The organism is Pedobacter sp. ASV12 (genome assembly GCF_016429155.1).
Taxonomy (GTDB): Bacteria; Bacteroidota; Bacteroidia; order Sphingobacteriales; family Sphingobacteriaceae; genus Pedobacter.
In genome coordinates this window covers 1-2019 of record NZ_JAELUC010000172.1, presented here as the reverse complement: position 1 = coordinate 2019, position 2019 = coordinate 1, and the positions used below count along the sequence as shown (strand labels likewise).

Annotated in this window: 4 protein-coding genes; 1 reads left to right on the top strand and 3 read right to left on the bottom strand. The window is 40.9% G+C overall.

The window, feature by feature from the left end:
• The first annotated feature begins 269 nt into the window (after positions 1–269).
• Positions 270–755 (top strand): LytTR family transcriptional regulator DNA-binding domain-containing protein, encoded by a 486-nt coding sequence (locus tag JHD69_RS21340; protein WP_199142026.1) that lies wholly within the window; start codon positions 270–272, stop codon positions 753–755.
• A gap of 5 nt (positions 756–760) precedes the next feature.
• Here JHD69_RS21340 and JHD69_RS19580 read toward each other — a convergent pair whose 3' ends face one another.
• The 3 genes from JHD69_RS19580 to JHD69_RS19570 form a co-directional block, all read right to left on the bottom strand.
• The gene (locus JHD69_RS19580; protein ID WP_199142025.1) at positions 761–1030 is read right to left on the bottom strand and encodes a hypothetical protein; all 270 of its coding nucleotides are present in this window, start codon (positions 1028–1030) and stop codon (positions 761–763) included.
• A 77-nt stretch (positions 1031–1107) separates the two neighbouring features.
• The gene (locus JHD69_RS19575) at positions 1108–1500 is read right to left on the bottom strand and encodes a response regulator (protein WP_199142024.1); all 393 of its coding nucleotides are present in this window, start codon (positions 1498–1500) and stop codon (positions 1108–1110) included.
• Positions 1490–2019: sensor histidine kinase (locus JHD69_RS19570; RefSeq protein WP_199142023.1), on the bottom strand; the 530-nt coding region annotated here is incomplete at its 5' end. The genes JHD69_RS19570 and JHD69_RS19575, both read right to left, overlap by 11 nt.

Here is a 2019-nt window from a genome sequence, read left to right as displayed (position 1 = left end):
CCCCCCCCCCCCCCCCCCCCCCCCCCCCCCCCCCCCCCCCCCCCCCCCCTTTTTAGATGTGTATAAGAGACAGGGTTTATACGCTATTTCTATCTTATGGAATGGCTTTAGGCCTAGCCAAGCTCTCTGGTTTTTTAGACAAACACCCAAAACTGGCCAATAATAGCCTAGGTCGTATAACCTGGCAAATATTGCTGGGCCTGTTATTGCCTACATTACTTGTTATAGCAATGACGGCTTTTTATTTTTGGTTTTTTGGTGAGAATATTGTGGATAGGGGGTACTTCATGTTTGAATTGCCCATTGTAGTGCTCTACTTGGCGCTTATTAACGGATTTTATTTATTGGTTTATTTCAATAACCAGGCCTGGGCAATTAAACGGAATTATTTGCAACAACAGGAGCTGCTGTCAAAAGACAAGAGGATACTGATTAACCACAAGGGAGGACAGTTGTCCATTAAGGTTGGCCAAATAGCGGTTATAGACCAGATTAGCCAGATTAACTGGCTGATTATGCGCAATGGAGAAAGCCATATTTTAAGTCTTTCTCTAAAGGAAATCAACGCTTTACTCAACAGTTCCGACTTTTTTCAGGTGAACCGTAAACAGATTGTAAACAAAGAAGTGGTCAAGAAAATTACGGCCCTTTCTTTTGGCAAATTGGAACTGACCCTGCACATCCACTATGAAAACCAGGTAACTGTAAGCAAAGATCGCGCAAAGCGATTTAAGAAATGGCTGTCGGCCAGCTGACGATCTTATTTAGGCTGCTGGTCTTTTGCACTTGAAGTGTCTTCCCATTTATCGGCCTTTTCATGCTCTTCTCTGGCATAGTCATGAGCCTGTTGATGGATTTGCTCGATATCTTTATGTGATTGGTCTCTTTGCTTTTTGTTGATGCTGTATGGCTGATTGTCCAAATTTTCTGTAGCTGGCTTTGCCTCGCTTTGCTTTTTGGCCAAATCGTGGGGTTTTGCTTCCCGATCATGGTTTTTGCCTAAACCAGCTATGTTTTCGTTGTATTCCATAACAAATACTTTTAGTTACTCGAATATAAACAATTCAAAAAGCTAAAGGTTTGACGAGGTTAAAAGCCGTAGGTTGTTTAGATGAGTTTTTCCAAATCGGTTGGCAGGAGCGGTTTTTTAAGCAGCTTGATAACGTAGGGGTTGGCTTCGGCTTTTTGGATATCGCCAAAATCGAGGGTGGAGGAAAGCATGGCTACCGGGCAGGTGTCGGTAAAAGATTTAGGGAAACGCTTAAATTCTTCCAAAAAATCAAAGCCATCCATATCGGGCATTTGAATATCCAGTAAAATAAATTCTGGCAACTGTTGCTGGTCCTGCAAATGTTTGCGTAGGTATTCCAAACCAGCTTCTGCCGAATTACAGATGATAATATCTTCAAATAAATTCGTAATGTTGATCAACTTGGAATTGATTTTTAGATCAATCTCATTATCATCGATCATCATTACTCTTTTGGGTTTATTTGACATTTGGAATAACGATTTTAAATGTAGTACCGCGGTTGACATCGGAATTTACTGAAATCCGGCCGTCAATTTTGTTGAGTGCTTCTTTAACGATAAATAAGCCCATACCGCTGCCATGGTGTACTTTGCCTTTAAAAAACTGGGTAAAAATCTTTTCGAGATGCTCATTTAAAATGCCCATTCCGTTATCGGTGATGTTAATTTGAACGGCCTCCGGAGTTACTTCTACATCAATATTCACTTTTTTGTTGAGTTCGGCTGCCCTTTGGTATTTAATGGCATTCGAAATCAGGTTACCCAATATGACTTCTATCCTAAACAGATCCCCGCGAAAGCTAACAGGCTGATCTACCTGAACGATAAATTGCGTATCCTTATCGGTATAGGCATACACTTCGATCAGTTCCTTGATCAGCTTTTTAAAGTCGACTTCATTAATATCGGTAACGGTTTTATTGTTTTTGTAGTATTGCAGCGTTTTTTGGATATAGTAATCTAGCTTGTTTGAACAGGTTTCGATCA